18 protein-coding genes are annotated in these 25075 nt (G+C 33.1%); 15 read left to right on the forward strand and 3 right to left on the reverse strand.

Translation table 11 applies throughout. From position 1 onward, the window contains the following. Window positions 1–635: 635 nt before the first annotated feature. Entirely contained in the window at window positions 636–1667 is a 1032-nt protein-coding gene (locus tag NQQ59_RS24875; protein ID WP_144219432.1) for an AraC family transcriptional regulator, read from the reverse strand. Window positions 1668–1774: 107 nt separating this feature from the next. Between NQQ59_RS24875 and NQQ59_RS24880 the strand changes: the two genes are divergently transcribed. The 3 genes from NQQ59_RS24880 to NQQ59_RS24890 all read left to right on the forward strand — a co-directional run bounded on the left by NQQ59_RS24880 (window position 1775) and on the right by NQQ59_RS24890 (window position 6946). Further along, window positions 1775–4165 (forward strand): TonB-dependent receptor, encoded by a 2391-nt coding sequence (locus NQQ59_RS24880; protein ID WP_144219433.1) that lies wholly within the window; start codon window positions 1775–1777, stop codon window positions 4163–4165. 24 nt (window positions 4166–4189) lie between these two features. Continuing rightward, window positions 4190–5422, forward strand: a complete 1233-nt coding sequence (locus NQQ59_RS24885) for a DUF4374 domain-containing protein (protein ID WP_144219434.1) — start codon at window positions 4190–4192, stop codon at window positions 5420–5422. A gap of 75 nt (window positions 5423–5497) precedes the next feature. Then, a complete protein-coding gene (locus NQQ59_RS24890; RefSeq protein WP_257698466.1) occupies window positions 5498–6946 on the forward strand; it encodes a PepSY-associated TM helix domain-containing protein in 1449 nt (482 codons plus the stop codon). Window positions 6947–7028: 82 nt separating this feature from the next. Here the strand turns inward: NQQ59_RS24890 and NQQ59_RS24895 are convergent, their stop codons facing one another. Further along, on the reverse strand, window positions 7029–7967 hold the full coding sequence (locus NQQ59_RS24895; RefSeq protein WP_144219435.1) for an alpha/beta hydrolase: 939 nt from the start codon (window positions 7965–7967) through the stop codon (window positions 7029–7031). Window positions 7968–8374: 407 nt separating this feature from the next. Here NQQ59_RS24895 and NQQ59_RS24900 point away from each other — a divergent pair, with 407 nt between their 5' ends. The 9 genes from NQQ59_RS24900 (at window position 8375) to NQQ59_RS24940 (ending at window position 19745) form a co-directional block, all read left to right on the forward strand. Next, a complete protein-coding gene (locus tag NQQ59_RS24900; RefSeq protein WP_144219436.1) occupies window positions 8375–9841 on the forward strand; it encodes an MFS transporter in 1467 nt (488 codons plus the stop codon). Between the two features lie 46 nt (window positions 9842–9887). After that, a complete protein-coding gene (locus tag NQQ59_RS24905; RefSeq protein WP_144219437.1) occupies window positions 9888–11204 on the forward strand; it encodes an MFS transporter in 1317 nt (438 codons plus the stop codon). Between the two features lie 98 nt (window positions 11205–11302). Next, the gene (gene kduI / locus NQQ59_RS24910) at window positions 11303–12142 is read left to right on the forward strand and encodes a 5-dehydro-4-deoxy-D-glucuronate isomerase (RefSeq protein ID WP_144219438.1); all 840 of its coding nucleotides are present in this window, start codon (window positions 11303–11305) and stop codon (window positions 12140–12142) included. 1 nt (window position 12143) lies between these two features. Beyond that, window positions 12144–12935 (forward strand): gluconate 5-dehydrogenase, encoded by a 792-nt coding sequence (locus tag NQQ59_RS24915; protein WP_144219439.1) that lies wholly within the window; start codon window positions 12144–12146, stop codon window positions 12933–12935. Window positions 12936–12959: 24 nt separating this feature from the next. Further along, window positions 12960–14360, forward strand: coding sequence for a glucuronate isomerase (gene uxaC / locus NQQ59_RS24920; protein WP_144219440.1), 1401 nt, complete (start codon window positions 12960–12962; stop codon window positions 14358–14360). Between the two features lie 175 nt (window positions 14361–14535). Then, window positions 14536–15558 (forward strand): sugar kinase, encoded by a 1023-nt coding sequence (locus NQQ59_RS24925; RefSeq protein ID WP_144219441.1) that lies wholly within the window; start codon window positions 14536–14538, stop codon window positions 15556–15558. An 11-nt stretch (window positions 15559–15569) separates the two neighbouring features. After that, entirely contained in the window at window positions 15570–16238 is a 669-nt protein-coding gene (locus NQQ59_RS24930; protein ID WP_144219442.1) for a bifunctional 4-hydroxy-2-oxoglutarate aldolase/2-dehydro-3-deoxy-phosphogluconate aldolase, read from the forward strand. A 221-nt stretch (window positions 16239–16459) separates the two neighbouring features. Then, window positions 16460–17905, forward strand: coding sequence for a tagaturonate reductase (locus tag NQQ59_RS24935; RefSeq protein ID WP_144219443.1), 1446 nt, complete (start codon window positions 16460–16462; stop codon window positions 17903–17905). Window positions 17906–18122: 217 nt separating this feature from the next. Beyond that, window positions 18123–19745 (forward strand): UxaA family hydrolase, encoded by a 1623-nt coding sequence (locus tag NQQ59_RS24940; RefSeq protein ID WP_144219444.1) that lies wholly within the window; start codon window positions 18123–18125, stop codon window positions 19743–19745. Window positions 19746–19967: 222 nt separating this feature from the next. On the opposite strand, the gene NQQ59_RS24945 is transcribed toward NQQ59_RS24940, so the two are convergent. Next, window positions 19968–20996 carry a LacI family DNA-binding transcriptional regulator gene (locus NQQ59_RS24945; RefSeq protein WP_144219445.1) on the reverse strand — a complete coding sequence of 343 codons (1029 nt, stop codon included), beginning with the start codon at window positions 20994–20996 and terminating at the stop codon, window positions 19968–19970. A 289-nt stretch (window positions 20997–21285) separates the two neighbouring features. Between NQQ59_RS24945 and NQQ59_RS24950 the strand changes: the two genes are divergently transcribed. The 3 genes from NQQ59_RS24950 (at window position 21286) to NQQ59_RS24960 (ending at window position 25059) form a co-directional block, all read left to right on the forward strand. Beyond that, window positions 21286–22728 carry a glycoside hydrolase family 28 protein gene (locus tag NQQ59_RS24950; protein ID WP_144219446.1) on the forward strand — a complete coding sequence of 481 codons (1443 nt, stop codon included), beginning with the start codon at window positions 21286–21288 and terminating at the stop codon, window positions 22726–22728. Between the two features lie 127 nt (window positions 22729–22855). Beyond that, on the forward strand, window positions 22856–23794 hold the full coding sequence (locus NQQ59_RS24955) for an alpha/beta hydrolase (RefSeq protein ID WP_144219447.1): 939 nt from the start codon (window positions 22856–22858) through the stop codon (window positions 23792–23794). 41 nt (window positions 23795–23835) lie between these two features. After that, entirely contained in the window at window positions 23836–25059 is a 1224-nt protein-coding gene (locus NQQ59_RS24960; RefSeq protein WP_144219448.1) for a glycoside hydrolase family 88/105 protein, read from the forward strand. Window positions 25060–25075 lie beyond the last annotated feature (16 nt).

A 25075-nucleotide genomic window follows, 5' to 3' on the forward strand; every position in this document is an offset into this window, starting at 1 on the left:
AGTTTTTCTCTTCTATTTTAATTTCAGTTTTTGACAGAACTTGTAATCTACTTTGCAAATTTATTAGTTTCGTTTTTTCTTCAACTTAATCTAGAATAAGAAAGATTCTGAGTTTCTAAGATGCTTAGTTTCTAAGTTTTTCTCTTCTATTTAATTTCAGTTTTTGACAGAACGTAATAATTTATAAGGCAAATATAGGTTGACAAGGAAAAAACAGAACTTAATCTAGAACAAGAAACATTGTTTTTAAGTGTGTTTTTTACACTTTAAATGTTAAAATTGATTGTTATTTGTTTAAAATAATGTTAAAGTTGATTTTGTAATACATTGTTAATTAATGACTTGTTTTTGTTGGGTTGTAAAAAACTTCACTTGAATGAGGAAAACCGTAAGGGAATCTGTTTTTTGAATTCTAATTTTGAACTGTGAAAATTTGAAAACGATGGCATTCTTTACCTTTTTAGATGTCATTTAAATTTTTACAGAAAACTGTTTTTGGAGAAACGTTTTACATTGAAATTGACATATTCATTTGATCGTGGGTATTTGTATATAAGTTTGCTATGTACAATTAATGTCTAATTTTTTTAGGGTTTTAAGATTAAGTCGACGGACCTAATTTTAAAACCCTTTTTTTAGCAGATTAATGAAAGTCCAACGAGCCATAATTGAAGGATGTCGGTATTGATTTTGAATTTTTGAGGAGAGAATCCGTAATAATTTTTAAAGGCAGCCGAAAAATGTGAAACATCTCTGTAACCACATTTATAAGCCACTTCACTTACCGTTGCTGATTTGCTTTGAAACATTTCCTTGGCATGTTCCATTCTAAGTTTAATGATATAGCTTTTGACAGTTGTTCCAAAACAAGCCTTAAATCCTTTTTTTAGCTTGAATTCGTTTAATGAAATTTTTCTTGAAAGTTCGGGTAGAGTAGGTGTGTTTCGATAGTCGGTGTCTAATATTTTTTTTGCTTCTAATAACTTATTATAGTCTTTCTTGTCAATATTTTCTTTTGATGAAGGTTGGGTATGAATAGCTTCCAACTGATGGATTAGCAATTCTTTGATTTTACTTTCAATGTAAATTCGTTTCAACGCGCCCTGCCGCGTACAGTTTTTTATTTCGTGAGTAACCCATTGTATTGCTGGCGTAAACGAAAGATATTTAGAAGCAAGATAACTGGATTTTTTATGAAGAATATTTTTTGAAAATTTTTCATGAAGCTGCCAATCTTCATTTATTATACTGTAATAAAACGCTTTAGATAAAATAATCGACAAATAATTAATCTGAGTGTGTGCTGGAATTGTAAATGTAGCTTTAAAGTTATTGGTGTAAAATATATTGTGAGTATTTTCTTTAGAATACTTTTCACCTTCCAATTGCTCAATTTGTGTTTCTATGTTGCTAGTGTAAATAAAATTCATTACAACAGATTCTTCTTCAATTTCAAAGGTTATAGTTTTAGAAGTGTCATAATACATTTGAGTGTCTAATAAAACCAGTCCTTCGGTAATTAAATGGCGACTTGTAATTTTTTCAGAATCTTTATTTTCAATTGAAATAATTTCTTCCGTTAAAATGCTTTTTGGGTAATATTTATCTCCAATTTGAATTTTAATTATTGGAGTTTCTGGTGTTAAAAGAGTGGCTTTGATTTTCAAAATTTAATCCGTTTTTACAAAATAATAATCCGTTTTTCCCTATCTTTTTTTTAGTTGATGATGGTACTTTTGCAGCAAATTTATTTATAATTAGTCTAATTAAAGATATGTCAATTCAAAATTTTTTAAATTTTATTTTATTTTTTTTCTTTTCGTTCTTATCATTTTCTCAGCAAAATCAAGGCGTTACAGTAACTGGACAAGTTGCTGAAAAATCTGGACAAACCATTCCGTTTGCGACAGTTTTTATCGAAAAAACGAATTTAAGTACCATTTCTGATGAAAATGGAAACTTCACTTTCAAAAATGTACCATCAGGAAAACACACTTTAAAAATTTCCGCGATAGGATTTTCAACTTTCAAAAAAACAATAGAAGCTTCTGGTAATAATGTCAATGTATCCATTCGTTTAGACAGCGAATTAAACGAGTTGGAAAGCGTGACGGTTATCGGACGTACTGCGACAGACAAGGTAAACAAACAAGCCTATAGCGTTACTGCTATCGATGCTAAAAAATTGCACAATACAACCTTAGATCTTTCACATGCCTTAGATAGAGTTTCAGGAGTTCGTGTTCGTGAACAAGGTGGAGTAGGTTCTCAGTCGGAACTTTCTATTAATGGTTTTTCGGGTAACCAGATTAAAGTTTTTATTGATGGTATTCCAATGGATAATTTTGGTTCTTCTTTTCAATTAAATAATATTCCCATTAACCTTGCCGATCGTGTAGAAGTGTACAAAGGTGTAGTGCCAATCTGGCTTGGAGGTGATGCTTTGGGAGGAGCTGTAAATATTGTAACGAATTCTAAACCTAGAACTTACTTAGATGCTTCTTATTCATTTGGATCATTTAATACTCATAAAACTGCTATCAATGCTGGATATACTGCAAAAAGCGGTTTTACAACCGAAATTAATGCGTTTCAAAATTATTCAGATAATAATTACTGGGTAAATGTTGAAGCAGCAGATTTATATACTGGTGAGTATTTTCCAAATGCAAGAGTTCGAAGATTTCATGATACTTACCACAATGAAACAGCAATTGTAAATATTGGTGTTACTGGAAAAAAATACGCAGATAAATTATTGATTGGTTTTACAGGAGGACAAAATAAAGCAGAAATTCAGACTGGTGCTAGAATGAAAGCTGTTTTTGGAAGCCGTTATACACAAGGTAATATTCTAATGCCGAGCATTAAATACCAAGTAAAGGATTTGTTTACAAAAGGTCTAAATGTGAATGTAAATGGTAATTACAATTTTGGTGAAGAACAAACTGTCGATACGGTATTTATTAAATACAATTGGTTTGGAGATTATCGCAAATATCCAGGAGAAGGAGGCGAAAAGCAAAGAACCTTAATGAAAATGCGTGATAACAATGGTATTGTAAATGCCAATGCAACTTACAGTTTAGGAGAACGTCACTCTTTTATGCTTAATAATACTTTTACGACTTTTGATCGTAAGCAGGAAGATGAGTTGGTTCCTGAATCTATTGCTTATCAACAGCCTAGAAAAACACAGAAAAACATTTTAGGTCTTGGTTATAAATTCGATTATAATAAAAAATGGAGTACTTCTGTATTCTTAAAAAACTACGATTTATACACTAAATACTCAAGAAGTTATAATCCAAGTGGAAATGCAGGAGATATTGCTTATCAAAAATATGAAGATAGAACTTCTACGCTGGGATATGGACTTGCAAGCAGTTATTATGTAAAACAAAATTTGCAGATAAAAGCTTCTTTTGAAAAAAGTTACCGTCTTCCAGGTTCGCGTGAACTTTTTGGAAATCCAAACGATAATGTTGCACCTAACATCGATTTAAAGCCAGAGTCAAGTTACAACTATAATTTGGGTGCAAGTTACCAAACTAGCTTTAATAAAGTAAATGCATTGACATTTGATGCAAACTTTATGTATCGAGATGCCAGAGATTTTATTCGTAACACATTGTTTAATAATCAGGTCGATAGTTATTGGGTAAATCTAGGAAAAATGACCAATTATGGTGTAGATGGAGAAATTAGATATTCATACCGAAAAAGATTTACTAGCGGTTTGAATATGACCTATCAAAATCTCCGCAATATGACTAAATACGAGCCAGGACAGACAATAGTTTCTTGGTTCTACAAAGACAGAATTCCAAATATACCCTACATGTTTGGTAATCTTGATGCAACCGTATTTTTTAATGATGTATTCAAACAAGGGAATAATTTATCTGTTGGCTATAATCTTCTTTATGTACATACTTATTATTTATCATGGCCAAGTATGGGAGTAAAGGACGGTAAATTAGAAATTCCAGTGCAGTACAATCATGATCTTAATTTAGTTTATACAATGGCAGATGGTAAGTATAATATTGCTTTAGAATGTAAAAACGTCCTAGATAATAAGCTGTACGATAATTTTTCATTACAAAAACCAAGTAGAGCTTTCTATATAAAATTCAGATATTTTTTCACCAAATCAAATTAATAAAATTTTAAAATCCATAATAATATGAAAAGAGGTAGCAAATTAGCTTTATTCGCAGCTTTTATAGCTTTTACAACATTCTCATGTAGCAGTGACGAAAATTCAGGTAACGGAACTGGAGGCGGAGTCGATACTGGTAAAACTAAATATATCATTACAGCAACTACTGGAGCAGTTGGAATTGCAGATTATTTATTAACTGCAGACGATGTGACAACAGGTACAGTAAGTACAATTGGTAATGGTATCGAACAAGACGGAACGTACCGTTATTACATTACTGCTGAAAATAACTTTTTTAGTTTATTGTACGGACAAGGAAATCCAGGAGCTGTTACTACTTATAACTTAACTGCAGAAGGTAAACTACAGAAAAAATCTGATTTCCAAGCAGAAACTGTACACGTTTTTGCTGCTGTAAATAAAGATATTTTAACCGTAAAAGTTCCAAGAAGTGGTGCAACTTCTGTTGCAATGATGTATAAAATCGATGCGGCAAAATCGCTAATTACTGGTGAAGCGCAACAAGACACTAAAAAACTAGCTGGTAATGGCGAGAGAGCTTTCTTTACGTGGGCAACTCAAGTAGGAGATAAAGTATTTATGCCATACATGAGTATCAAAGGAGACGGATTGGATAACTTCGGAACAGCAAATCCAGATAGTACTTGGGTAGCAGTTTACAACTATCCGGAGCTTAAATTAGAGAAAGTAATCAAAGATAACCGTACAAGTTATTTAGGAGCTTACTTTACAAACGGATTATTCCAAGATGAAAATGGAGATGCTTACGGATTCTCTGGAGCAATTGCTACCAGTAATGCTGTGATGACTTCTACAAAACCATCTGCGGTTGTAAAAATCAAAAAAGGAACAACAGAGTTTGATAAATCCTACTTCTTTAATGTTCAAGAAAAATCAGGAGGATACAAAATTTCTTCTACAACTTATATTTCAAAAGGTAAATTCTTATTGTTAATGTACGGAAATGTTGGAAAAAACAATGGTGCAGTTAAAATGGCTATTGCAGATGTTTACAACCAAACATTTACTTGGGTAACAAATGCTCCTGAAACGTTAACTTCTGTTACAAGCCGTTACAACATTACTACAGAAGATGGAAATTCTGCTGTTGTAGGTGTAAATACTCCAGAAGGAAGCTGGATTTACACAGTTAACGGAACTACAGCTGTTGCAACAAGAGGTTTAAAAGTTGAAGGTGGTCAAATTACTGCTATTCAGAAATTAAAATACTAATATTTTTTTTGCCGTAAGTCCTTGTTTTATGAGGACTTGCGGTTTTTTTTATTTATCCTATTTATCTATCCAATTATGTTTTCTTTTTCAAAACCAAAACCTAATACCCCTAAGAAAAAAAGTAAAAAGTCGCTTTTTAAGCGCATTATGGCTTGGCTGCATTTGTGGCTCGGTTTAGCCTCTGGAATTATCGTAGTAATTGTCAGCCTTACGGGCTGTATTTATGTTTTTGAAAATGAAATCAAAGATTTTATTGAAGACTGGCGTTTTGTAAAACCTCAGAAAGAAGCATTTTTATTACCGTCTCAATTGGTTTCAATTGCAGATAAGAAAATGAAAGATAAAAAAGCTACAAGTGTCACTTTTGGAGCAAAAGATGAAGCGGCTATTGTAGGTTATTTTGTAGAGAAAAAAGAAGAAGGCGAAAAAGGCACAGGTGAAAAAAGAGAAAATAAAAGAGGAGAGCGTAAAAAAGATTTAGCTCAAAATCAGGAAAAAGGAAAATCTGAATTAAAACCTCAAGGAAAACCCGGCGAAAAAGGAAAAGGAAAGGGCGAAAAACGCAAAGGCGGAAGAAGATCTGGAACTTTTATAAGCGTTTATATGAATCCGTATTCTGGTGAAATATTAAATGTAAAAACTTTTTCTAGAGGAGAGTCACCTGATTTTTTTAGATGGATTTTAAATGGACACCGTGCTTTATGGCTTCCTTATGACATCGGAAGACCTATTGTTGGTGTGGCTGTTTTGATTTTTGTTGTACTATTAATTTCAGGAATCGTTTTATGGTGGCCAACAAAATGGATTAAATCCATCATTGATAAAAGTTTTAAAATTAAGTGGGACGCGAGCTTTAAACGTGTCAATTACGATTTACATAATGTATTAGGTTTTTACAGCTGCATATTTTTGTTTTTTATTGCTGTAACAGGCTTAGTTTGGAGTTTTGGCTGGTGGAGTAAATCATTGTATTGGGTGACATCTGGAGGAAAACCGCTGACTGAAAACCGCGAATCTCCAAAATCAGATACAACCAATGTAAAAGCATTCAATATCACAACAGCTGATAAAGTTTTATTGAATTTAAGAAAAGAAAATCCGCAGGCAGCAGGAATTTTAATTAGTATTCCAGGAAAACCTGCAGATCCAATAGGTGCTTTTGTTTACAAACAAAAACATACTTTCTATAATATGGATCGATACAGTTTTGATCAGCAGACTTTGAAAGAAATCTCAATTAAAACACCATTTTCGGGAAAATATATAGAAGCCAATATTCCAGACAAAATCCGTCGTATGAATTATGATATTCACGTAGGAAGTGTTCTGGGACTAACAGGGAAAATTATTGCTTTTTTAGCGAGTTTAATTTCTGCCAGTTTACCTATTACAGGATTTATTATTTGGTGGGGAAAACAGAAATTTGGTAAAAAGAAAGCGCCTGCTGCAAAGCCCAAAGTGGCTAGTAAAGCAATTCCTGTTCCTAAATTGAAAAATAACGCAGAACAAGAAGTTACTGCTTAAAATATTAAAATGGTTTTTTAAATTCCTTTTTGTTTTTTTTTGATCAAAAGGCAAAGCTTGAAAAAGTTTTGCCTTTCTTTTTTTAGTTGTATCCATTAGCCTTGAGCCATTCAATGCAATCTTTAGTCCAGAATTTGCTGGTGTCTTTTACGCCTAAACCAAATCCGTGCCCCCCTTTTTCATATAAATGTAACTCTGATGTAACTCCGTTTTTTTTCAAAGCAAGATAATAGTTGATGCTGTTTTCTGGTATTACAGCTGTATCATCTGTAGCATGAACTAAAAAGGTTGGAGGTGTTTGTGAGGTGACTTTTTTTTCGTTCGAAAATGAATTGATTAGTTCTTGTGAAGGATTGTTACCCAATAAATTAGTTTGTGAACCTTTATGAGTTATATCATTTTCCATTGAAATAACAGGATAAATCAAAAGTGAAAAATCGGGTCTTGCACTTACTTTATAGATAGATTCATAAACTTTATCATCAAAATGTGTAGATGCGGTTGAGGCTAAATGTCCTCCAGCAGAAAATCCAAGAATGCCTATTTTACTTGGGTCAATGTTCCATTTTGTTGCATTTTGTCTTACATAACGAATCGCTTCCTGCGCATCTTGTAATGGACCAACGTTTTTATTTTTCATCGTTAAATCAGTTGGCATGCGATATTTTAAAACAAAAGCTGCTATTCCGATACTATTAAACCATTCGGCAACTTTTGTACCTTCTTTATCAAATGCTAAATGGCTGTAGCCTCCGCCTGGACATATAATAACAGCGGTTTGATTGGGCTTTGTCTCTTTTGGAATAAAAATACTTAAAGTAGGTATTGAAACCTGACTTGTACTCTGTACTATTCCATCTTTTATAGTTTCTTTTTCTTTATAATCAACCGATTTAATTTCATCAGGAATTTTATTCCACAACGGAATTACCTGATTTTGTGCACGTAGAGAAAACATGGTAGAAAAAAGAAGAATACTCCATGATATTTTTCCAAAAGATTGTTTTTTTGTATTTTTCAATTTGTTTATTAATTATTTGATTAGCAGCTATTTATGTTGTTGTGTTGTAAAAATTGCAACCGATGGCTTGAAATATGAAAAATGCTAAAAACAGCTTACAAAGAAGTAGATTTTAGTACAATTTTACCCCGTAAAAAGGATGAATTTCACCTGCTAGCTTTTAACAAATATATTGTTTAATGTGTAATTTTGTTTTAATTTTTTTATGCATTTTGTTTATTTAAATAGCTAAAATAATTTTTTATATAATTAATTTGGATTCTAGAGATTTAAAACTATATTTGTGCAATCGATTACATTATTCGTTTCCGAAATTGCTAATTTGTTGATTTTAATATTTTTAGAAAGAAGTAAATATAGGCATTTCAGATGACCAAAAATTACAAAAACTATAATACCAACTTACTATGAATCAAACCGAAAATGTTGCAGTAAATCAAAGCATTAAAACCACTGGAAAATACCGTTGGAGTATTTGTGCATTGTTATTTTTTGCAACTACAATCAATTACCTTGACAGACAAGTGCTTTCTTTAACATGGAGTGATTTTATCGCACCGGAATTTCACTGGACAAATAACGATTATGGAAATATTACAGCTTTATTCTCCATATTTTATGCAGTTTCGTTATTATTTGCGGGAAGATTTGTGGATTGGCTAGATACTAAAAAAGGGTTTCTTTGGGCAATCGGAATTTGGTCTGTCGGAGCTTGTCTTCACGCTTTCTGTGGTATTGCAACTTCAGGAATTATTACAGGAGACTGGTTTGTAGGTTTTCATGGTTCAAAAGAAATAATTAGTACAATAAGCGATACTGCATTAGTAATCAATGTAAGTGTTGCTTTATTTATTTTTGCACGTTTCGTTTTAGCTGTTGGGGAAGCAGGAAACTTTCCAGCGGCGATTAAGACTACAGCAGAATATTTTCCTAAAAAAGACAGAGCTTTTGCAACTAGTATTTTCAATGCAGGAGCAACAGTAGGAGCTTTGGCAGCGCCAATTACAATTCCGTTTATCGCCAAATCTTTTGGATGGGAAATGTCGTTTATTATCATTGGTGCTTTGGGATTTGTCTGGATGGGATTCTGGATGTTTATGTATGATAAGCCGGAAAAGCATTCAAAAGTTACTCCAGAAGAATTAGCTTATATTCAACAAGATGATATTGCAGATAGTAAAATTGGTTTCAAACCAGAAGCTAAAGGTAAAGTGTCTTTAATGGATTGTTTTAAATACAAACAAACTTGGGCATTTGCTTTTGGTAAATTTATGACAGATGGTGTTTGGTGGTTTTTCTTATTCTGGACTCCAGCTTATTTAAGTTCTGTTTATGGAATGGATTCTACAGAAGCGGCTCTTCCGTTATTTGTGCTGTACATGATTACATTATTGTCGATTATTGGAGGTTGGCTTCCAACTTATTTTGTAGAGAAAAAAGGAATGAATCCGTATGAAGGAAGAATGAGATCGATGTTGATTTTTGCATTTTTTCCATTGTTGGCGTTAGTAGCGCAACCATTAGGATATATTAGTTACTGGGTTCCAGTAATTATTATCGGTATTGCAGGAGCAGCGCACCAATCTTGGTCAGCAAATATTTTTACAACTGTGGGAGATATGTTTCCAAAGAAAGCAATTGCAACAATTACAGGAATTGGAGGTTTGGCAGGAGGCATCGGATCGACTTTGATTAACAAAGGGTCTGGAGTTTTGTTTGATTATGCAAAAGATACAAATATGGTCTTTATGGGATTCAAAGGAATTGAAGCAGGATATTTTATCATATTTTCTATTTGTGCAGTTTGTTATTTAACAGGCTGGATTGTAATGAAAACATTGGTTCCAAAATACAGTCCGATTACAGATCTTTAAAAAGATCTCTCAAAACTAACTAACCAACCTAAACCAAAACCGCATCATGAACCAAGCTAATGCAGCAATAGGAAAATACCGTTGGACTATTTGCAGTTTAGTCTTTTTTGCTACAACTGTCAATTATCTGGATAGGAATGTAATAAGTTACCTTAGGCCTTTTTTGGCACAAGCGTTTCATTGGACTCCAGAACAGGAGGTTATAGATTACTCTAATATCGAGTTGGCTTTTAAAATTGCATATGCACTCGGAATGCTGGTTGCTGGTGGGATTATTGATAAATTAGGAACGAAGTTAGGTTACGCAATTGCTACAGGATTATGGAGTTTGGCAGCAATTGGACATGCGTTAGCGACAGGAACAGGAGGCTTTTTAATTGCTCGTGTGTTTTTAGGAGTTACGGAGGCAGGAAACTTTCCAGCAGCTATTAAAGCTACAGCAGAATGGTTTCCACAGAAAGAAAGAGCTTTGGCAACAGGGATTTTTAATTCAGGAAGTAATATCGGAGCAATTATAGTTCCATTAACAGTTCCTTTTATTGCAGAAAATTATGGATGGCAATGGGCTTTCATTTTAACTGGAATTGTTGGTTTCATATGGCTTGCTTTGTGGTTTTTATTTTATGAAGTGCCTCAAAAACAGAAACGTCTGTCGCAAGCAGAATTAGAGTATATTACTTCTGATAAAGTTGATGAAATAATAGAAGAATCAAAAGAAAAAGTTTCTTGGATTAAATTATTGTCATTCCGTCAAACTTGGGCTTTTGCAATCGGAAAATTGTTAACAGATCCGGTTTGGTGGTTTTATTTATTCTGGTTACCTGATTTTTTAATGAAACAATATAAACTTACGGCAACAGGAATTATCTGGCCTTGTGCACTGGTTTATATGATTGGAAGTATTGGAAGTATTGGCGGAGGCTGGCTTCCGTTAAAATTGATAAATAATAATTGGCCTGCTTACAAAGCTCGTAAAACAAGTATGCTGCTTTATGCTTTTGCTGTTCTACCGGTTTTATTTGCACAACAGCTCGGAACCATTAATATTTGGTTTGCAATTTTAGTAATTGGTTTGGCTGTTTCGGCTCATCAGGCATGGAGCGCTAATATCTTTACAACAGTATCAGATATGTTTCCTAAAAAGGCAACGGCATCGGTTACAGGATTGGGAGGGATGTTTGGAGCATTAGGAGGAATTTTATTAACCTTATTAGTTCAAAAAAACATGTTTGTTTACTATACTAAATTGGGTAAAGTAGAAACAGGTTATTTTATTATGTTCTGTATTTGTGGAGCTTCGTATTTATTGGCTTGGCTGATAATGCATTTGTTGGTTCCGCGAATGAAAAAGGTTGATTTATAAAGAAAAATGGACAGAATTGAAATATTTTTTTCGTTTCAATTATGCTATTTAAATATAAAAATATAATTTTGTGCAATCGATTACATTAATTTAAAATTATGACAAAATATAGTTCAAGATACGCGTCAAGCCCAGAAGCTGTTAAAAAATATGATACACAGCAATTGAGAGAAGAATTCTTAATTGATGACTTAATGCAGGAAGATGAAGTAGTGTTGGTTTATTCTCATTACGACAGATATATTGCAGGTTCTGCAGTTCCAGTAAAGGGTGATTTGGTTTTAGAAACAATCGATCCGCTTAAAGCGCCTTATTTTTTAGAGCGTAGAGAGTTGGGGATTATCAATGTTGGAGGAAGTGGTTCTGTTGTAGTTGAAGGAACTTCTTATGAGTTAGGTTTTAAAGATGCTTTGTATATCGGAGCTGGAAATAAAGAAGTGGTTTTTAAAAGTGATGATAAAAACAATCCAGCTAAATTCTATTTAAACTCAGCTCCAGCTCATACAACTTATCCAACTAAAAAAGTAAGTTTAGCTGAAGCTAATAAATTACAGTTAGGAACAATGGAAACGGCAAATCACCGTACCGTTAACCAAATGATTATTGGAAGCGTGGTTACAACTTGCCAATTACAGATGGGAATGACTGAATTGAAACCAGGAAGTGTTTGGAATACAATGCCAGCTCACGTTCACGATCGTAGAATGGAGGTTTATTTCTATTTGGATATTCCGCAAGATCAGGCGGTTTGTCATTTTATGGGACAACCACAAGAAACAAGACATATCTGGATGAATAATCATCAGGCAGTTATTTCTCCACCTTGGTCTATTCACTCTGGTTCAGGAACTAGTAATTATACTTTTATCTGGGGAATGGCTGGTGAAAACTTAGATTACGGAGATATGGATGTTTGTAAAATCACTGATTTAAGATAAGATGACGAATTTATTTGATATAAAAGGAAAAGTTGCCCTTATCACAGGAAGTACACATGGACTGGGAATGGCAATGGCAAAAGGTTTAGGTCAGGCGGGTGCAACGATTGTTGTAAACGGAAATTCTTCTCAAGAAAAAATTGATATTGCTGTAGCAGAATTAAAAGCTGAAGGAATCAATGCTGTTGGTTACAAATTTAATGTAACAGAAGAGCAAGAAGTAAAAACAGCGGTTCAAAAAATCGAAAGCGAAGTAGGTCCAATTGATATCTTAATCAACAATGCTGGAATTATCAAAAGAATTCCATTGTTAGATATGGAAGTTTCAGATTTCAGAGAAGTAGTTGATATTGATTTAGTAAGTCCGTTTATCGTTTCTAAGCACGTTGCAAAAGGAATGATCGAAAGAAGACAAGGAAAAATCATTAATATTTGTTCTATGATGAGTGAGTTGGGTAGAAGTACTGTTTCTGCTTATGCTGCTGCAAAAGGCGGTTTGAAAATGCTTACTAAAAATATGGCAACAGAATGGGCAAAATACAATGTTCAAATCAACGGAATTGGTCCTGGATATTTTGCAACAGAACAAACAAAACCAATTAGAGTTGACGGGCATCCGTTTAATGATTTTATCATTAGCAGAACGCCAGCGGCTAAATGGGGAGATCCTGGTGATTTAGCTGGAGCAGCGATATTTTTATCATCAAAAGCGAGTGATTTTGTAAACGGTCACATTTTGTATGTTGATGGAGGGATTCTTGCAACAATCGGAAAACCTTCAAACGAAGAATAATTTTCAAATAATATTTAAAAAGACATGAGCCAGACATTCATAAACGATAATTTTTTATTAGAAAATAAATATGCTGAAGAGTTGTATCATAATTACTCTAAAAATCAGCCAATCATAGATTACCACAATCACTTAAATCCACAATTTATTGCCGAAGATAAAATCTTTGATAATATTACTCAAGTTTGGATTAATGGTGACCACTACAAATGGCGTGCAATGCGTACATTAGGGATCAACGAGCAGTTTGTTACAGGAAATGGTTCAGATAAAGATAAATTTATAAACTGGGCAAAAACGGTTCCGTACACGATGCGTAATCCATTGTACCACTGGACACATTTAGAATTAGCTCGTTATTTTGATATTTATGATCTATTGAATGAGAAATCGGCAGAGAAAATCTATATCGAAACCACTGAGAAAATCAATTCTCAAGCGTACAGCACGCAAAACCTTCTTAAAAAAGTAAACGCTGAATTAGTTTGTACTACAGAAGATCCGATTGATTCTTTAGAATTTCACCAAAAATTCGCAAGCAACTCGACTGGAATCAAGATGAGTACGGCTTTCAGACCTGATAAAGCCATCTTAATTGCTAATGATGGATATAATGCATATCTGGACACATTAGGGGATGTGTCCGGAGTTGCAATTAATACTTATGCTGATTTACAAACAGCATTAAGAAACAGAATTGAATTCTTTAATGCAAACGGATGTAAATTAAGTGATCACGGTTTAGATCAAATCTATTTTGAAGAATTTACAGAATCAGAAGTGGCTTCAATTTTCAAAAAGAAAAGAGAAAACAGAATCATTTCTCCAGAAGAAGCTTTAAAATTCCAAAGTGCTGTTTTATTGTTCTTAACTGAGACTTATCATGAATTTGGATGGGTACAGCAGTTTCACTTAGGTGCATTGCGTAACAATAATGCACGTATGCATAGAATCTTAGGGCCAGATACAGGATGGGATTCTATTGGAGATTATCCACAAGCACAAAAATTATCAGGCTTTTTAAATGCCTTGGATAGTAAAGATAAATTGACTAAAACGATTATCTACAACTTGAATCCTGCTGATAACGAAGTTATGGCAACAATGATTGGAAACTTCAACGACGGAAGCGTTCGCGGAAAAGTACAATTCGGTTCAGGATGGTGGTTCTTAGATCAAAAAGATGGAATGACTAAACAATTGAATGCACTTTCTAACATGGGCTTAATTAGCTGTTTCGTTGGAATGTTAACAGATTCAAGAAGTTTCTTATCATTCCCAAGACACGAATATTTCAGACGTATTTTATGTAATCTTCTTGGAGACGAAATCAAAAGAGGAGAATTACCAAATGATATGGAATGGATTGGAAAATTAGTTTCTGATATTTCATACAACAACGCAAAAGAGTATTTCAAATTCTAATTTTTTTAACCATTAAGGCATTAAGAAAATTAAATTTTTGGTTTAAATAGTTACTTAATAATAGAAAGATAATTAAGCGAGTTTGCTTAATAAACTTAACCTTTAATCGCAAAGAAAACATAAAGTTAAACTTAATTTTCTTCATGCCTTAATGGTAAAAATAAAAATAAAAGAAATGAGTAGAGTAGTTGCATTTGGAGAAATCATGCTTCGTCTTTCGACGGAGAGACATTTACGTTTTTCACAATCTACAGCATTTGGTGCTACGTATGGAGGTGGGGAATTTAATGTCTGTGTTTCTTTAGCAAATTATGGAATCAACGCTGAATTTGTATCCAGATTACCTGAAAACGAAATTGGTTTTTCCGCATTAAAAGAAATGCGAAAAATGAATGTCGAATCTAAAAACATGGTTTATGGAGGAGAACGTTTAGGAATCTATTTCTTAGAAACTGGTGCAGGAACTCGTGGAAGTAATGTAGTTTATGATCGCGCGCACAGTGCTATGTCAACCATCCAAAAAGGAATGGTGGATTGGGAAAAAGTTTTGGAAGGGGCTGAATGGTTTCACTGGAGTGGAATTACACCAGCAATTTCGGAAAGTGCGGCAGAAGCCTGTTTAGAAGCTATTAAAGTAGCTCATAAATTAGGAGTTAAAATCTCATGCGATTTGAATTATAGATCAAAACTTTGGCAGTACGGAAAAACACCAAGCGAAGTAATGCCGGAAATGCTAAAATACAGCAATGTGATTTTAGGAGATATTGATACGGCTTATTTTATGTTGGGAATTCCAAAAGTAAATCCGAACTATCAGGACGAAAAATCACTTCCAACAGTTTATAATAAATTATTTGAATTGATTCCAAATCTTCAGATTGCTGCAACAACACTTCGTTATTCTGTAAGTGCATCACACCAAAGAATTGGTGGAATTTTATATGACGGAAAAGCGGTTCACAGTGCAGCCGTTAAAGAAGTTACTCCGGTTGTAGACCGCGTAGGAAGTGGCGATGCTTTTATGGGAGGATTAATTTATGGTTTATTAGAATATCAAAACAACAACCAAAGAGCATTAGATTTTGCAGTTGCGGCTTGTTGTTTAAAACATACTATTGCTGGAGATTATAACTTGGTTACTTTAAAAGAAGTGGAGAATATGATTGATGGTGATGGTTCTGCATTAGTATCAAGATAATAAAAATAGAAATGGCAAAATATTCAAGAATTGAAGTAGCTCAAACAATGAAAGATAACGGAATGGTTCCTTTATTTTTTCATTCGGATATCGAGTTAAGTAAAAAAGTTTTAAAAGCGTGTTATGATGGTGGTTCCAGATTGATGGAATTTACAAGCAGAGGTGATTTTGCACATGAAGTTTTTGGAGCTTTAAACAAGTATGCTTTAGCAGAGCTTCCAGGAATGATTCTAGGAGTGGGGTCTATAACAGATGCGGCTTCGGCTTCTTTGTACATGAGTTTGGGAGCAAATTTTATTGTAACACCAGTTTTTAGAGAAGATATAGCTATAGCTTGTAACCGTAGAAAAGTATTATGGTCACCAGGTTGTGGTACTTTAAGCGAAATTGCAAGAGCAGAAGAATTGGGTTGTGAAATAGTAAAATTATTCCCTGCCGATACTTACGGTCCAGAATTTATTAAAGCGATAAAAGGACCTTGCCCTTGGACGAACATTATGCCGACTGGAGGTGTTTATCCAACGGTAGAAAGTTTGAGTTCATGGTTGAATGCTGGAGCGACTTGTGTTGGTTTAGGTTCGCAATTAATCTCAAAAGATATATTAGACAATAAAGACTTCGACGGACTTACTTCAAAAGTGAAACAAGTTCTTGATATTATAAAAGATATAAGAAAATAAATTAAGGGGTAATCATGCCAACTCCTTATTTTATAAGTTTTTTTTAGATTTTTAGAGATTGTAATTGAACATTACGCTTGAAAAATTTGGTCTGCCATTCCTCACAGCGGGCTTTGTTTTACTCAATCGGGTGTAATGTTTCATTTACAATTTAAAAGGTAGGAATGAAGAAATAAGGTTTATAAATGGTTATTTATAACACAACTAACTTAGAATTCAAAATGAAAAAATTAAATAGAATAAATACAGGATTAGAAAAGTTACAGCCAATTAAGGTGGTTCAGTTTGGAGAAGGTAACTTTTTAAGAGCCTTTGTTGATTATGCTTTTTACAGACTAAATAAAGAAGTTGATTTTAATGCCGGTATTGCAATAGTTCAACCTTTGAAAGACGGTATGGTAAATATGATTAATGATCAGGATGGTCTTTATACCTTGTTTATGAACGGAATCAAAAAAGGGGAAAAGATACAGGACATTGAGTTAATTGATAATATTGTAAAAACGGTAAACCCATATACTGAATTTACGAATTATTTGGCTTTAGCTAAAGAAGAAGAACTTCAGTTTATTGTTTCTAATACTACAGAAGCTGGAATTGAATTTATTGAAAGTGATACTCCAGACATGCAGCCACCAGTGTCATTTCCTGCAAAATTGACGGTTTTATTATATGAAAGATTTAAACATTTTAACGGAGATGCTTCTAAAGGAGTTACAATAATTCCTTGTGAATTAATTGATTATAACTCTGAGACACTTAAAAAATATATTTTACAATATGTTGATTTGTGGAAATTAGAAGAGGCATTTAAAACTTGGGTATCACATGCTTGTACCTATCATAGTACTTTGGTTGACAGAATTGTTCCTGGATATCCAAGAGCTGAAATTGAAGAATACAATAGTAAATTAGATTATCAGGACAATTTAATTGTTGCGGCTGAACCTTTTTTCCTTTGGGCTATTGAAGGTGGAGATGATTTAAAAGCAAAATTGCCTTTTCACAAAACAGATTTGAATGTAAAAATCGTTGATGATATACGTCCTTTTAAAATGATTAAAGTTCGTATTTTAAACGGTGCGCATACGGCAATGGTTCCTTTTTCACTTTTGCATGGTAATAAATTAGTAATGGAAACTGTTAACGGAGATTTTACTGGAAAATTTGTAAACAGTGTTATTAGTGAAATTAGTGAAACTCTTGATATGGACAAAAATGAAATTACAGCCTATTCTGAGGAAGTAATGGACCGATTTAAAAATCCATTTATCAAACATGCACTTGCTGATATTGCATTAAATTCTGTATCGAAATTCAAAGTAAGAGTTTTGCCTAGTTTATTAGGATATTTTAATGCTAATAAAAAACTACCTGTTAATTTGACTTTTTCATTTGCTAGTTTAATTCGTTTCTACAAAGGAACTTGGAATGGTCAAAGTTTACCAGTTAAAGATGGTGAAGATATTACAACATTCTTCAACGGACTTTGGAAGTCTGATGACTACGAGAAAATCGCTCGTTTAACATTACAAAATAAATCATTCTGGGATCAAGATTTAACTGAAATTCCAGGATTAACTAGAGCGATTACAATTGCTTTAGAAGAAATTGATTCAAACGGAATTGAAGCTGGTTTTGCTAAGTTTCAAGAAAGATTAAAATAAAAAAGGTTAAACAATTAGATTTTAATTAGAATCTAATTTGATCGGCTAAAATCTTTTATAATCTGCGTGAAATGCTTTTTTTACGCAGATTTACACAGATTAAAGCAGATTTGTACAGATTTAAATCTAAGATGTTGCGTAAAATTGAGAAAGTAAAATTTTATTCAACTCTTTAAAATAAAAGAAAAACAAAAAGAACAAAGAACAAAGGTTAATTATGGCAACGCAGAAAAAATTAATAAAAGTTCATCCTACTGATAATGTAGCGGTGGCTTTAGTGAATCTGTCAGCTGGCGAAGTGATTGATTTTGAAGGACAATCAATTACTGTTGAGTCTGATGTGAAAATGAAACATAAGATTGCAATGGTTCCTTTTAATGTAGGAGACAGAATCATTATGTATGGTGTTTTAGTTGGAAAAGCAAGTGCAAGAATCGAAAAAGGAGGATTGCTTTCTACTGAAAATGTAAAACACGAGAGTGATAAAGTTACAGGTAAAACTGAAACTATTGGCTGGGATGCTCCAAATGTAGACAAATGGAAAGATAGAACGTGGCAGGGCTATCATAGAGAAGATGGGCAGGTTGGAACAGAGAATGTTTGGTTGTTTTTTCCATTGGTTTTTTGTGAAAACAGAAACATCGAAATCTTAAAAGATATTTTCGAAAAAGAATTGATGAAACCTAAAGAAAACGATTATCAGTTATTGTTACGTTCTTTGGTGAAATCAGAAACTGGTGGAGCAGGAAATCAAGAAGCTTCAAACGATGCTAATTTATTCAATAATATTGAAGTTAAATTCATTACGCACCAAGGTGGTTGTGGTGGAATTCGTCAGGATTCTCACAGTTTGGCTAAATTGTTGGCTGGTTATGTAAACAATCCAAACGTAGCTGGAGCAACTGTATTGAGTTTAGGATGTCAAAATCTTCAGATTTCAATTTTTAAAGATGCTTTAGATGCAATCAATCCAAATAGCAAAAAGCCAGTTTTAATTTACGATCAGCAATCTATCGGAACTATTGAAACGATGTTGAGCAGTGTTGTAAAAGATACTTTCGAAGCGATTAAGAAAGCAAACGAAATTAAGAGAGAACCAGCTCCATTGTCTAAACTAAGAATTGGTTTGGAGTGTGGTGGATCTGACGGATTCTCTGGAATTTCTGCAAATCCAACTTTAGGAGTATTGTCAGATAAATTGGCAGCATTAGGAGGAACAACGATCCTTTCTGAATTCCCAGAATTGTGTGGTGTAGAGCAGGAATTAGTAAACCGTTGCGTTGATGACGAAGACGGAAAACGTTTCTTAGATTTGATGAAATGGTACGAAAAAACAGTTGTTGATGCAGGTTCAGGATTTGATATGAATCCTTCTCCAGGTAACATCAAAGACGGTTTGATTACGGATGCTATGAAATCTGCAGGAGCTGCTAAAAAAGGAGGAACATCTCCAATTGCAGGTGTTTTTGACTACGGAGAATATATCAATGAGCCAGGATTAACGTTGTTGTGTACGCCAGGAAATGATGTGGAATGTACAACTGCAATGGTAGGATCTGGAGCTAATATGGTATTGTTTACAACAGGTTTAGGAACTCCTACAGGAAATCCAATTGCACCAGTAGTAAAAATATCTTCTAACTCAGAATTGGCTGCAAAAATGTCTGATATTATCGATATTGACACTGGTGGAATTATCAAAGGTGAAAAATCTATCGAAGAAATGGCAGATGAAATGCTTGAAACTATTATCGATATTGCTAGTGGTACTGTGAAAACTAAGGCAGCGATACTGAATCAAAATGACTTTATTCCTTGGAAAAGAGGAGTATCTCTATAGTTTTTTAAATCATAAGTTAGTTATAGAAGTCCATTTAAACATTGTTTTAAATGGGCTTTTTTTTGTCTAATCTTTACTTAAGAAAAAGAAAACCATATAAGCAAAATAAAATATTAGATTTCAAGATTAAAGCTCCATTGGAGCGGCACATTTTGTGTTTGCAGCAAAAAAAAAGCTCACGGTTAAATGAGCTTATATTACTTATATGGTTTAAAATTATTTCTAGAAGTTAGTTTTTTTAGAAGACTTACGAATATGTAATTCTGGCGCAAGAACAACCTTTTTTTCGATTTTAATAGTATCTGTTTTATCAACCTGCTCTAAGAACACACGGGCAGACATTCTTCCCATTTCCAATGGTGACTGATCAACAGATGTTATCGATAATTCCATGAATTTAGTAAAAGGCTCGTTACTGAAACCTGCGACACAAAATTCATTTGGAATATCAATATTTCGTTCTTTCAGCTCCTGAATTGCACCTAATGCAGCAAAATCACTTGATGAGAAAAGAGCATCTGGAGGTGTTGCCAATTGTAAAAGTTTGTCTATTGATTCTTTTCCTGCTTCAACGGCACTTTTGGTATAAATAACATATTCTTCTTTAAATTCTATTCCGTTATCTAATAAAGCTTGTTTGTAGCCTAAAAACCTGTTTTTAAAGATATCTAACGATTGATCTCCTGAAAAATGAGCAATATTCCTGCATCCTTCGTCAATTAGATGTTTTGTTGCTAAATAGCCGCCTTTAAAGTCATTAATAGTAACAGAACTTACTCCGTCTATGTGTTTACTTCTATCAAAGAATATTAGAGGTACATTTTTTTCTAATACATTTCTAAAAGCACTATCATTTTCATTGGAGATTCCCGTAACAGACATCATGATTCCGTCAACCTGTGCATCAACAAGTGTGTGTAGGTTTTCATTTTCTCTCTTAATGCTTTCGTGCGTCTGACATATGATTACTTGGTAACCGTGAGGATAGAGTTCTTCTTCGATGCCTCGAATTACAGAAGCAAAGAAATTACTGTCAATACGCGGCACAATAACTCCGATATTATTACTTCGACCACTTTTTAAAGCTAGCGCTAATTTATTTTGCTTATAGTTCATTTCTGCGGCAGTTTTAATAACCAGTTCGCGTGTAGCTTCCTTAATTTTAGGATTGTTGTTTAAAGCTCTGGAAACCGTTGCAGCAGTGATGTTTAGTTTTTCAGCAATATCGTAAATAGTTACTTTTTCACTCATTCAAAAAAAGTTTATCGAATTATTTATTAGACAAAAGTACATTTTTTTTCATTATATAATATAAATTGTTATCGATTACCCTATTCAAAAAATCAAACGTTTTAGGCTTTATAATGATAATAATTTATCTAAATTTTTGCGTTAAATGTAATTAAATTTTATAATAAAAATTAAATATATAATTTTTTTCTAAATTAATTTGGTCTCTTAGAACAATTTTTTTACTTTCGTGTAATCGATTACATAATTTTCAAACGTTTTCGGTAATAAACAAGAAATTATTGCACAAATGATTACAAATAAGAACATCAAATTCTGGAGAGTTTTATTTTTAGCCTTATCTAGTATATTGGCTGTATCATGTGCAAAAAAGATTTCATCATCTTCGTCAGATTCAAATAATCCTTGGAAAAAAATGGATTTGGTTTTGAAGAGTATTCCTCAAACACATTTTTCAAATAAAATTTATAATATAAACGATTTTGGAGCAGTTGCAGATGGTAAAACACTAAATACAGTTGCATTTGAAAAAGCAATAAAAGAATGTGCAGCAAATGGAGGTGGTCAGGTTTTGGTTCCAAATGGAAAATATTTGACAGGAGCAATACATTTAGAGAGTAATGTTAATCTGCATTTAGAAGATCATGCGGAAATTCTTTTTAGCTTAAATCCTAAAGATTATCCAATGGTACATACTTCTTGGGAAGGAACTGAAGTGATGAATTATTCACCACTTATTTATGCAAAGAATAAAACGAATATAGCCGTTACTGGAAAAGGTACTTTAAATGGTCAGGCGGATAGTACCAATTGGTGGATTTGGTCTGGAGGTAAAAATTATGGTTGGAAAAAAGGTATTCCGTCTCAAAATGATCCTACGAATCGTGAGGTTTTAGTAGAAATGGCCGAAAAAGGAACTCCAGTTTCAGAAAGAATTTTTGGTGAAGGACGCTATTTAAGACCAAATTTTATTGAGTTTTTCGAATGTAACACAGCATTAATAAAAGACGTTACCATTATAAATTCTCCTTTTTGGATTCTGCATCCAATCAAAACCAATAATATGATTATTGATGGAGTAACAGTTAACAGTCATGGGCCAAATAACGATGGTTGCGATCCTGAATATTCTCAGAATATTGTAATTAGAAATTGCACTTTTAATACAGGAGATGACTGTATTGCAATTAAAGCAGGAAGAGATGGTGACGGAAGAAGAGTAGCAATTCCAAGTAAAAATATCATTGTACAAAACTGCAAAATGATTGACGGTCATGGTGGAGTGGTAATAGGAAGCGAAATTTCTGCGGGTGTCAACAATGTTTTTGTAGAAAATTGTGTAATGGACAGTCCAAATTTAGATAGAGCAATCCGAATCAAAACCAATTCAAAAAGGGGAGGTGTAATTGAAGATATTTTTGTGCGAAATCTTGAAGTGGGAACTGTTAAGGAATGTGTTTTGAAATTAAATATGTTTTACAATGTTTACGGTTCGCAGACAGGAAACTTTATTCCGACAATCAGAAATGTGAGTCTGGAAAATGTAAATGTGAAAAACGGCGGAAAATATAGTGTTTGGGCAGAAGGATACAAAGAATCTCCAGTTGAAAATATTACACTGAAAAATGTCAAAATTGAGAAAGTAGATTCGCTTTATTTACTGAAAAATGTTAAAAATATAAACTTTATAGAAACCTACGTAAACAACAAAAAAGTAGAATCTATTAAATGATAATAATTGTCTTCAGATATTGGTAATTAGTAATTTGAAAATTTTTGAGACTATTGTTTTTTGAAGGAGTTAAAAAGGAGTTTGACGACGTCGAACTCCTTTCTTAACTGAAAATTAAAAATCTAAGATGCGTAAAACAGGCTTATTCTTATTAATGTTTTTTTGTGTTATTGCCGTACAGAGCCAGCAATATCAGGTTGATACATCGTATACGATTAAGAGCACTTTTACAAAATTAGTTAAGAAACATCCTTTCATTACAATTCCGAAATTAAAGCCAAATCCTGAGGTGAAAGAAAGTTTCGATTTGATTTACAACAAAGATCAAAATCGGGTTTTACACTTTGATGCTTTTGTTTATACAAAAAAGAAAAAGAATCCAGCTGTCATTATGATTCATGGAGGAGGTTGGAGATCGGGCAATAAAAACCAGATGCAGTCTATAGGAAAAGAAATAGCTGCAAAAGGCTTTTCGACTTTTGCGATTGAATACAGATTGTCATTAGAAGCAAAATATCCTACAGGTGTTATTGATATAAAAAATGCGATTAAGTTTATTAAAGACAATGCATCAAAATTTAATGTAGATCCAGACAAAATTGCTGTTTTAGGTTGTTCTTCAGGTGGACAAATGGCAGCATTAATTGGAACTACCAATAATAATCCAATTTTTGAAGATCCATCTTTTAAAAGTAAATCTTCATCAAAAGTAAATGCAATAATTGATGTTGATGGCGTTTTGGCATTCAAACATCCTGAATCATCGGAAGGAGATATGGCTGCTTTTTGGTTGGGCGGAAAATCGAATGAAATTCCAGAAAACTGGAAAGTCGCTTCAGCTTTAAGTCATACCGATAAAAATACACCGCCAGTGCTGTATATCTGCAGTAGTATTCCAAGATTTCATGCTGGTAGAGATGATATGATTAAAATTTTGAATGAGTATAAAATCTACAATGAAGTGCATACTATTGCAGATTCTCCTCATTCATTTTGGTTTTATGAACCGTGGTTTAGCGAAACAATTTTATATACAACAAGATTTTTAGATAAAATTTTTAAATAAATTAGAGTAAAATTAAAAGTGCAAAACAAAAGATAAATCTTATGAATAAATCTCTTTCTGCAAAATTAAATTCTCTAAAAACTATTTTGGTTTTACTAATAATTCTTGGAAGTAAAGTAAATGCACAAAATCAGGTTGATTCTGAAAATACTGTAATTCCGTATGATTTAAAATGGTCAGAACGTACAGCACTTTCGATCTTAGAAAAATATCCAGAAGCTTGGAGGCTTGATGGAAATGACAAACCTAAGTGGGATTATAAAATGGGATTTGTATTGTCTGCTTTTGAAAAATTATATCAAAAAACAAACAATAAAAAGTATTTAGAGTACATCAAAGATTATGTTGATGAAATGATTGACAGTACTGGAAATATTAAAAAGTATGACCTGAAAGAATATAATATTGATTATTTGAATCCAGGAAAACTGCTTTTTAATTTATATGATATAACAAAAGATTCACGCTATTTACAAATTATCGGAAAATTAAGAAATCAGCTGGAAACACAGCCCAGAACGCCAAGTGGCGGATTTTGGCACAAGCAGATTTATCCGAATCAAATGTGGATTGATGGCTTGTATATGGCAGAACCTTTTTATACACAGTTTACAGTTAAATATGAAAAAGGAAAGAGTTTAGATGATATTGCAAAACAGTTTGAATTGGTTCATAATCATATTGTAGATAAAAAAACAGGTTTAGTGTATCAAGCTTGGGATGAAAGCAAAGAAATTGCTTGGGCCAATAAACAAACTGGAACTTCTCCAACGATTTGGGGACGAGGCATAGGATGGTACATGTTGGCTTTGGTAGAAACATTGGATTATTTTCCGAAATCACATCCTAAGCACAAAGTTTTGGTAGAGTATTTGAATCAGATTTCAAAAAGTGTGAATCAGTTTAAAAGTGAGTCTGGTTTATGGTATCAGGTGGCAGATAAACCAGAAAAGTTTGGGAATTACGTAGAGCCATCTGCGTCAGGAATGATTATTTATGCTTTTGCAAAAGGAGCCAACAAAGGATATTTGTCTGGAAGTTATAAATCAACTGCCAAAAAATCTTTTGAGAGTTTTATAAAAGAATTTGTGAAAGTAGATAAAAAAGGAGTAGTTAATGTTTTGAATGTTTCTTCGAATGTTGGTTTAGGAGGAAAACCTTTTCGCGATGGAACAAACGAATATTATCTTACTGTAAAGCCAAATGATAATGGTGCAATAGGAATTGGTGCATTTTTATTAGCAGCAATAGAATTAGAAAAATAATAGAATTTAAATATAT

Origin of the sequence: Flavobacterium panacis (assembly GCF_024649945.1) — a bacterium.
Lineage (GTDB): Bacteria > Bacteroidota > Bacteroidia > Flavobacteriales > Flavobacteriaceae > Flavobacterium > Flavobacterium panacis.

Excerpts from the sequence above, each read along its gene's own strand:
- NQQ59_RS24940 (WP_144219444.1), top strand. The coding sequence starts at position 18,123 with ATGGCAACGCAGAAAAAATTAATAAAAGTTCATCCTACTGATAATGTA.
- NQQ59_RS24960 (WP_144219448.1), top strand. The coding sequence starts at position 23,836 with ATGAATAAATCTCTTTCTGCAAAATTAAATTCTCTAAAAACTATTTTG.
- NQQ59_RS24900 (WP_144219436.1), top strand. The coding sequence starts at position 8,375 with ATGAATCAAACCGAAAATGTTGCAGTAAATCAAAGCATTAAAACCACT.
- NQQ59_RS24905 (WP_144219437.1), top strand. The coding sequence starts at position 9,888 with ATGAACCAAGCTAATGCAGCAATAGGAAAATACCGTTGGACTATTTGC.
- NQQ59_RS24930 (WP_144219442.1), top strand. The coding sequence starts at position 15,570 with ATGGCAAAATATTCAAGAATTGAAGTAGCTCAAACAATGAAAGATAAC.
- NQQ59_RS24945 (WP_144219445.1), bottom strand. The coding sequence starts at position 20,996 with ATGAGTGAAAAAGTAACTATTTACGATATTGCTGAAAAACTAAACATC.
- NQQ59_RS24880 (WP_144219433.1), top strand. The coding sequence starts at position 1,775 with ATGTCAATTCAAAATTTTTTAAATTTTATTTTATTTTTTTTCTTTTCG.
- NQQ59_RS24950 (WP_144219446.1), top strand. The coding sequence starts at position 21,286 with ATGATTACAAATAAGAACATCAAATTCTGGAGAGTTTTATTTTTAGCC.
- NQQ59_RS24925 (WP_144219441.1), top strand. The coding sequence starts at position 14,536 with ATGAGTAGAGTAGTTGCATTTGGAGAAATCATGCTTCGTCTTTCGACG.
- NQQ59_RS24890 (WP_257698466.1), top strand. The coding sequence starts at position 5,498 with ATGTTTTCTTTTTCAAAACCAAAACCTAATACCCCTAAGAAAAAAAGT.
- NQQ59_RS24885 (WP_144219434.1), top strand. The coding sequence starts at position 4,190 with ATGAAAAGAGGTAGCAAATTAGCTTTATTCGCAGCTTTTATAGCTTTT.
- uxaC (WP_144219440.1), top strand. The coding sequence starts at position 12,960 with ATGAGCCAGACATTCATAAACGATAATTTTTTATTAGAAAATAAATAT.
- kduI (WP_144219438.1), top strand. The coding sequence starts at position 11,303 with ATGACAAAATATAGTTCAAGATACGCGTCAAGCCCAGAAGCTGTTAAA.
- NQQ59_RS24915 (WP_144219439.1), top strand. The coding sequence starts at position 12,144 with ATGACGAATTTATTTGATATAAAAGGAAAAGTTGCCCTTATCACAGGA.
- NQQ59_RS24955 (WP_144219447.1), top strand. The coding sequence starts at position 22,856 with ATGCGTAAAACAGGCTTATTCTTATTAATGTTTTTTTGTGTTATTGCC.
- NQQ59_RS24935 (WP_144219443.1), top strand. The coding sequence starts at position 16,460 with ATGAAAAAATTAAATAGAATAAATACAGGATTAGAAAAGTTACAGCCA.